Below are 7,712 nucleotides of genomic sequence, written 5' to 3'. Positions count from 1 at the left end.
TCGTCGACCTGCGGATCGCGATAGACCACGCGGCGGTCGATCACCTGGTGGACGCGTCGCGACACGGCCCGCTGCACAGTGTGGCGCGCAGGGGGCTCGTGCAGGGCGCCGTGGACCCAGGCGGCGCTCAGATGCGTCGCGGCGAGAGTCTCGCCGAGGAGGATCCGCAGGGAACCCGCGCGCAGCGCCGCCGTTTCGACCGCGTCGGCCGGGATGTAGGCGTCGCCGAGCTCGACCAGGTGTCCGTCGAGCCTCGCCGCGGACAGTTCTGCCGGCGAGAGGCGATCGTCGGTGAAGTACAGGAACGGGGAGCGCATGACACGAAGTGTGCGCCACCGTGGTCGTGCCGGCGCTCCGCCGGGGCGGAGCTGTGGACAACCCGCTCCGAGGACGGCGCCGCGGAGGAGGACGCCTCAGCCGCCGAGCGCCCGCAGCCAGCTCTTGCGAGCCTCGAGCGCCTCGCTCGCCTTCGCCACCGCTGCCTTGTCGCCGGTCTTCTGTGCGGCCGCGAGTTCTTCTTCGAGCTTCTCGATGGCGTCCGTCAGCTGACGTGTCATGTCGTTGGCGCGCGCCTTGGTCTCGGGGTTGTTCCGCTTCCAGTCGGCCTCCTCGCGCGTGCGAAGGCCGGTCTCGACCTTGCGGAGCTCGTCGTCCAGCCCACGCTCGGTGTCGCGGGGGAAGATGCGGCCGATCTCATCCCAGCGACGCTGGATGCCGGTGAGCAGGGCGCGCGCTTTGACGATGCCGGCCTCGTCGGCGACGGCCTTCGCCTCGCCGAGCAGTTCGCGCTTGGCCACGATCTTCTCGCGGGACTCCTCGACGTCCGCGGCCTCTCGCTCGATGCGCGCGCCGTAGAGCGCGTCACCGGCGGCCTTGAACCGCGCCCACAGCGCGTCGTCGACCTTCTTGCCCGCGCGACCGGACGTCTTCCACTGGTCGAGCAGCTCGCGGTACGTCGCGATGCCGTCCTCGCCCTTCGGTGCGAGCGCTTCGGCCTTCTCGACGAGCGCGGTCTTGCGGTCGCGGACGACCTTGTGCGCCTCGTCGAGCTCGGCGTAGAACTCGCGACGGTGCTTGTCGACCGTCGCCCGGGCGTCGCGGAACCGCTTCCAGAGCTGCTGGGCTGCGGCCTTCGGCAGCCGGGGACCGTTCTGCTGCTGGGACTGCCACTGATCGAACAGCGTGCTCATCTCGGCCGACGCCTGATTCCACTGCACGCCCTTGGGATCGCGTGCGGCGAGGGCCTCAGCCTGCTCCACGAGCGCGGTGCGCACCTGGACGGCCTCATCGACGGCCTCGCGCGCCGCGGCTGCCTCGGTCTCGGTCGCGGCGGAGAGCGCCGCCGTGAGCAGGGCGACCCGCGCTTCGAGCGCGGCCAGGTCGCCGACCGCGGAGGCGCCGGAGATCTTGCCGGCCACCGTGCGTGCCGTGGACCGCAGATCTGCGGCCGATGCCCCTCCGCGGCGGTGACGCACTTCGAGAAGCCCGACCTCGCCCGCCAGATCGGCGTACTTGCGCTCGAAGTAGGCGAGCGCCTCTTCCTTCGACCCGTCCGGGTATTCACCGACGACGCGCCACGCATCGCCCTCCCGCACCGATACGGTGCCGTCGTCATCGACGCGGCCCCACGGCTGGGGTTCGACGGTGGTCGGGGGAGTGGATTCTGCTTCGGCAGTCACGGGTGCACCTCATGCGCGGCTCTCTTGCCGCCTGGGGGAGATTGGACGGCTTCAAGCCTAGTACGGGCGGCGCGAGCCGATCAGGGAGTCGGAGTCGGAGTCGGGGTGGCGGACGGCGCTGCGCTGGGCGACTCGGTCGGCGCCGGGGTGGAGGTCGGGCTCACCGACGGCGAAGGCGACGGCGCCGGCTCCGGTGCGCCGGGGCCCATCGTGAAGTACGCCACCTGACCGCCGAGGACGGCGAGGATGAGGGCGCCGCCGACGATGCCGGCGAGGAGATTGTCCCGCCGCCTACGGCGGGCCTGGTCGTCGTGAAACTTCTGGCGGGCCTGATAGATCCGCGACCGCTCCCGCGTCTCGCGTGTCCCACGGTCCTTGCCACCTGCCGCCACGAGATCTCCCTTGTCATCCGGCCGCTCCCGGGCCGGGTTGATCCTATGACCGCGCACTCGACCGTCCAAACCCGATCCGGCCGCCGGGTCGCATGCCGCGACTAGCCTGGATCCCGTGACCACGCCGACCGCCTTGTTCCAGGGGCAGACACCGCTCGCGGTGCGGATGCGTCCGATGTCTCTCGCCGAGGTCGCCGGCCAGGGGCACCTGCTTCGTCCTGGCTCTCCGCTGGTCACGCTCGCGGATCCGGATGCCGCAGCCGGGGCGACCTCGGTGATCCTCTGGGGGCCGCCCGGCACGGGCAAGACGACGCTCGCCCAGGCCGTGGCCCGCTCCTCAGGCCGGCGCTTCGTCGAGCTCTCCGCGGTCACGGCGGGGGTGCGAGATGTGCGCGAGGTCATGCAGGAGGCGCTGACCCAGCGCGACCTGTACGGCCAATCCACGATCCTCTTCCTCGACGAGATCCACCGGTTCACGAAGGCGCAGCAGGACGCCCTGCTGCCGGGTGTCGAGAACGGCTGGGTCGTGCTGATCGCAGCCACCACCGAGAATCCCTCGTTCTCGGTGATCTCACCGCTGCTGTCACGCTCCCTGCTGCTGACGCTCAAGCCCCTCACGGACGACGACCTCGGGCTGCTCATCGATCGAGCTGTCAGCGACCCGCGGGGCCTCGCCGGGCGCGCCGTGCTGCAGCCCGAGGCTCGCGCCGCGCTCGTCCGCCTCGCCTCCGGCGACGCCCGCCGCGCGCTGACGGCGCTCGAGGCCGCGGCATCCCTCGTCCCGGCCAGTGCCGCAGGTGACGATGATGACGCGGCAGCGCCGCAGATCGATGCGGATCAGGTCGCCTCCGCGGTCGATCGGGCACTGCTGCGCTACGACCGCCAGGGTGATGAGCACTACGACGTCATCAGCGCCTTCATCAAGTCGATCCGAGGCTCGGATGTGGACGCTGCGATGCACTACCTCGCGCGCATGATCGAGGCGGGGGAGGACCCGCGGTTCATCGCCCGCCGGCTGATCATCTCGGCGGCCGAAGATGTCGGCCTGGCCGACCCCGCTGCCCTTCCGCTCGCCGTCGCCGCCGCGGACGCGGTGCAGTTCATCGGCATGCCGGAGGGTCGCATTCCACTCGCCGAGGCCACGGCGTATCTCGCGACGACCGCCAAGTCGAACGCGGCCTATCTCGCGATCGACAAGGCCATCGCCGATGTCCGCGGCGGCGGGTTCGGGCGCGTGCCACCGCCGCTGCGCGATGCGCACTACCCGGGAGCGAAGCGGCTCGGGCACGGCAAGGGCTACGTCTACCCGCACGACAGCGAGGTCGGCGTCGTCGCGCAGCAGCACCTTCCCGACGAGCTGCGCGGCCGCCGATACTACGAGCCGACGAACCACGGGCAGGAGCGCGACGTGCAGGCGCGGCTGGAGAAGATCCGCCGCATCCTCGACGGCAAGTAGGGCCAGGCGATCGCGCGAGCGAACCTGCCATCCCGCTGACACCATGGGAGGGTGACCCCTCCACCTGACCGCATCCGCAACATCGCCGTGGGCCTCGTGGTCCGCGATGGCCACGTCCTCGTGGAGATCTACCCCGCAACTGCTCGGCACGGTGTGTTCGCGCGTGTGCCAGGCGGCGGAATCGAGTTCGGGGAGACAGCGCTGCAGGCCGTGCATCGTGAGTTCGCAGAAGAGCTCGCGGCCGAATTGGCGGTCGCGGATCCGATCGCGATCACGGAGAACATCTTCACGTCGGGCGCGGTGTCCGGTCACGAGGTCGTGCACGTCTTCGCGATCGAGAGTCCCGAACTCGACGCACTGCCCATCGACGGCGAACTGCGCGTGCTGGACAATCACACGACCGTCCGCTGGGTGGCGCTCAGCGCGCTGCGATCCGACGACCCACCGCTCTACCCGGTCGGAATGATCAGCTACGCGGAGGCGCTCGACGCGGCCGCGCGCCCGCAATCGGGAGCCTGACCCCGGTCTGATAGACTTGACCGGCTCGAAACACAGTTTTCGGGCATCCTCTTCCCCCACACAACCATCGGCATGCCCCGACGTGCGCGCCGATCGGCAGGGAAGTCGATACGTCCGTGAGCCGCGAAAGACGCGGCCACGTAGTTCGGAAGGACACCTTCGTGCCCACGAAGTCCCAGGACCGCCGCAAGGTCCGCCTCTCTCGCGCGCTCGGCATCCCGCTGACGCCCAAGGCCGCCAAGTACCTCGAGAAGCGTCCGTACGCTCCGGGTGAGCACGGCCGCACCAAGCGCAAGCAGGACAGCGACTACGCCGTCCGTCTCCGCGAGAAGCAGCGTCTGCGCGAGCAGTACGGCATCCGCGAGAAGCAGATGCGCAACACGTTCAACGAAGCCCGCCGCAAGGACGGCCTGACCGGTGAGAACCTGGTCGAGCTGCTCGAGATGCGTCTCGACGCCCTCGTCCTGCGCTCCGGCTTCGCCCGCACCACGGCACAGGCACGCCAGCTCGTCGTGCACCGCCACATCCTCGTCGACGGCCAGACCGTCGACCGCCCGTCCTTCCGCGTGAAGCCGGGTCAGCTCATCCACGTCAAGGGCAAGAGCGAGGGCCTCGAGCCCTTCCAGGTCGCCGCAGCCGGCGGTCACGCCGAGGTGCTGCCCCCGGTCCCGAGCTACCTCGAGGTCGACCTCTCCACCCTGCACGCAACGCTCGTGCGTCGCCCCAAGCGCGCCGAGGTTCCGGTCACCGGTGACGTGCAGCTCGTCGTCGAGTACTACGCCGCGCGCTAGTCGCCCGTAGAACGATACGAAGGGCGTCGGGGCAACCCGGCGCCCTTCTTCGTTTCCGCATACCATGGAGGGATGCCGCGCCCGGCGGCCGAGGAGAAATGACATGAAGAACGCCCTGTGGTTCTTGATGGGGGTCATCGGCGGATTCGTCATCGCGCATCTTGTGAACAAGGATCCCCGCGGCCACGAGCTTCTGGCTGAGGTGGACGCCCGCATCGGCGAATTCACGGACCGCATCGGCGACGCATACCGCGAGCAGGAGGCGCGTCTCTCCGACGTCGTCGACGCCGCCCGCGATGCCGCGTCCGAGGTCGTGGCCAATGCCTCCGAGGCTCTCGAGACCGCCAAGGATGCGGCATCCGATGCCCTCGGAACTGCGAAGGATGCGGCATCCGACGCCCTGAGCACAGCGAAGAGTGCCGCTGCCGACGTCGTCGATACGGCCACCGACGCCGCCAAGAAGCTCACCGACTGACTTTTTTCCGCGCCCGCGACCCTTCAGGGTCGTGACGCTCTTGCATCGAGGAATCCCACACGTATGAAGACCGCTGAGATCGCGCAGCGCTACCTGGCCTATTTCGAGAAGAACGACCACGTCATCGTGCCGTCGGCGTCGCTCGTCAGCGACGACCCGACGCTGCTGTTCACGGTCGCCGGTATGGTGCCGTTCATCCCGTATCTGACGGGCGTCGTTCCCGCGCCGCATCCCCGGATCGCCGACGTGCAGAAGTGCATCCGAACCAACGACATCGAAGAGGTCGGAAAGACCGCGCGCCACGGCACCTTCTTCCAGATGCTGGGCAACTGGTCGTTCGGCGACTACTTCAAGGAAGGTGCGATCCGTTACGCGTGGGACCTMCTGACAACCTCCGAAGCGGATGGCGGGCTCGCCTTCGACGAGAAGGATCTCTGGGTCACCGTGTACGAGACCGACGACGAGGCGGAAGCGATCTGGCGCGACGTCATCGGGCTCAAGCCCGAGCGGATCCAGCGGCTCGGGCGTGCCGACAACTACTGGCACACCGGGCAGCCGGGGCCCGGCGGGCCCGACTCCGAGATCTTCTTCGACCGTGGCCCCGCGTACGGCCGCGATGGCGGTCCCGCCGCCGACGACAACCGGTTCACTGAGATCTGGAACCTCGTGTTTATGCAGGACCTTCTCTCCAACGTGCGATCGAAGGTCGACTTCGACATCGTGGGCGAACTGCCGGCGAAGAACATCGACACCGGCATGGGCCTGGAGCGCATCGCGTTCATCAAGCAGGGTGTGGACAACATCTACGAGACGGACCAGCTGCGTCCCGTTCTGGACCGCGCCGTCGAGCTGTCGGGTCGCCGCTATGGCGCCGTCCATGAAGACGACGTGCGCTTCCGCGTGATCTCCGACCACGTGCGCTCCTCGCTGATGCTCCTCTCCGACGGGGTGACGCCTTCCAACGAGGGTCGCGGGTACATCCTTCGTCGCCTCATGCGCCGATCCGTGCGCGCGATGCGCCTGCTCGGCGTGGACGGCGCGACGTTCCCCGAGCTGTTCACGGCATCGCGAGACGCGATGAAGTCCGCCTACCCGGTCGTCGCCGACGACTGGCAGCGCATCTCGCAGTACGCCTTTGCGGAAGAGGAGACCTTCCTGCGCACGCTCGCGTCGGGCTCGACGATCCTCGACCTCGCGGTCGAAGACACCAAGCGCAGTGGCGGATCGAGCATTCCCGCCGCGGAGGCGTTCCTCCTCCACGACACGTATGGCTTCCCGATCGACTTGACGCTCGASGTGGCCGAAGAAGCCGGTCTCACCGTCGACCGCGCGGCGTTCGACACCCTGATGCAGGAGCAGCGCCAGCGGGCGCGGGCCGACGCCAAGGCGCGCAAGCGCGCGATCGCCGACCAGAGTGTGTACCGCGAGTTCCGTGCCAAGGGCGAGACGGTCTTCACGGGCTACACCGACCTCGAGTCCGAGTCGGCGATTCTCGGCGTCCTCGTGGACGGTGTGTCCGTCGACCGCGCGTACCAGGGCCAGATCGCCGAGGTCATCCTCGCCGAGACCGCCCTCTACGCAGAGTCCGGGGGCCAGGTCGCCGACAAGGGCGTGATCGTCGGTCCAGGCTTCGAACTCGAGGTCCTCGACGTGCAGAAGCCCGTTCCGGGGCTCGTCAGCCACACTGTCGAGGTCACCACGGGCGAAGTCGGCGTCGGGCAGCCGGCGACCACGGTCGTCGATGCCGTGAACCGTCGCGCCGCCCGCCAGGCGCACTCCGCCACGCACCTCGTGCACGCGGCCCTGCGCGACACGCTCGGCCGCACCGCGACTCAGGCCGGCTCGCTGAACCGCGCGGGGTACATGCGCTTCGACTTCAGCTGGGGCCAGGCGCTCTCCGACGCCACCAAGTCCGAGATCGAGGAGATCGCGAACAACGCGGTGCGCGACAACCTCGAGGTGACGACCCGCGTGCTGCCGCTCGACGAGGCGAAGTCACTCGGGGCGATGGCGCTGTTCGGCGAGAAGTACGGCACCACCGTGCGCATGGTCGACATCGGCGGTCCCTGGTCGCGCGAGCTCTGCGCCGGCACGCACGTCGGCGCGAGCGCCGAGGTCGGACTGATCAGCCTCGTCGGGGAATCCTCCGTGGGTGCATCCAGTCGCCGCGTCGAAGCCCTCGTCGGTCTGGACGCGTTCCGGTCGCTCGCCGCCGAGCGCGCGATCGTCTCGCAGCTCACCTCGACGCTCAAGACCCCCCGCGACGAGCTGCCTGCCCGCATCGCCGAGCTCACCGCGAGCCTGAAGGCCGCCGAGAAGAAGATCGCCGCCTTCGAGTCGAAGGCACTGGGCGATCGACTGCCCGCCCTGGCCGACACGGCCACGCGCGTGGGGGCGCAC

General features: G+C 69.3%; 7 protein-coding genes and 1 pseudogene. 6 read left to right on the top strand and 2 right to left on the bottom strand.

Translation table 11 applies throughout. From position 1 onward, the window contains the following. Together AC1DVT_RS16015 and AC1DVT_RS16010 are read right to left on the bottom strand one after the other, a co-directional pair. A pseudogene (locus tag AC1DVT_RS16015) lies at window positions 1-317 on the bottom strand (hypothetical protein); the annotation flags it as partial. A gap of 96 nt (window positions 318-413) precedes the next feature. Beyond that, a complete protein-coding gene (locus AC1DVT_RS16010; protein ID WP_477389984.1) occupies window positions 414-1,679 on the bottom strand; it encodes a DUF349 domain-containing protein in 1,266 nt (421 codons plus the stop codon). A gap of 105 nt (window positions 1,680-1,784) precedes the next feature. Here AC1DVT_RS16010 and AC1DVT_RS16005 point away from each other — a divergent pair, with 105 nt between their 5' ends. From AC1DVT_RS16005 to alaS, 6 genes are all read left to right on the top strand, one after another. Beyond that, window positions 1,785-1,907, top strand: coding sequence for a hypothetical protein (locus AC1DVT_RS16005; RefSeq protein WP_477389983.1), 123 nt, complete (start codon window positions 1,785-1,787; stop codon window positions 1,905-1,907). Between the two features lie 330 nt (window positions 1,908-2,237). Then, the gene (locus tag AC1DVT_RS16000; protein WP_477389985.1) at window positions 2,238-3,527 is read left to right on the top strand and encodes a replication-associated recombination protein A; all 1,290 of its coding nucleotides are present in this window, start codon (window positions 2,238-2,240) and stop codon (window positions 3,525-3,527) included. Window positions 3,528-3,578: 51 nt separating this feature from the next. After that, entirely contained in the window at window positions 3,579-4,046 is a 468-nt protein-coding gene (locus AC1DVT_RS15995) for an NUDIX hydrolase (RefSeq protein ID WP_477389982.1), read from the top strand. Window positions 4,047-4,207: 161 nt separating this feature from the next. After that, complete coding sequence (gene rpsD / locus AC1DVT_RS15990; protein ID WP_457098659.1) at window positions 4,208-4,837, top strand: 30S ribosomal protein S4; 630 nt, start codon at window positions 4,208-4,210, stop codon at window positions 4,835-4,837. 103 nt (window positions 4,838-4,940) lie between these two features. After that, window positions 4,941-5,312 carry an ATPase gene (locus AC1DVT_RS15985; protein WP_457098660.1) on the top strand — a complete coding sequence of 124 codons (372 nt, stop codon included), beginning with the start codon at window positions 4,941-4,943 and terminating at the stop codon, window positions 5,310-5,312. Window positions 5,313-5,375: 63 nt separating this feature from the next. Continuing rightward, a partial coding sequence (gene alaS / locus AC1DVT_RS15980; RefSeq protein WP_477389981.1) for an alanine--tRNA ligase occupies window positions 5,376-7,712 on the top strand: 2,337 nt, incomplete at its 3' end.

This window comes from Microbacterium sp. P2_F9 (assembly GCF_056403635.1).
This window is presented reverse-complemented; position numbering and strand designations above follow the sequence as displayed.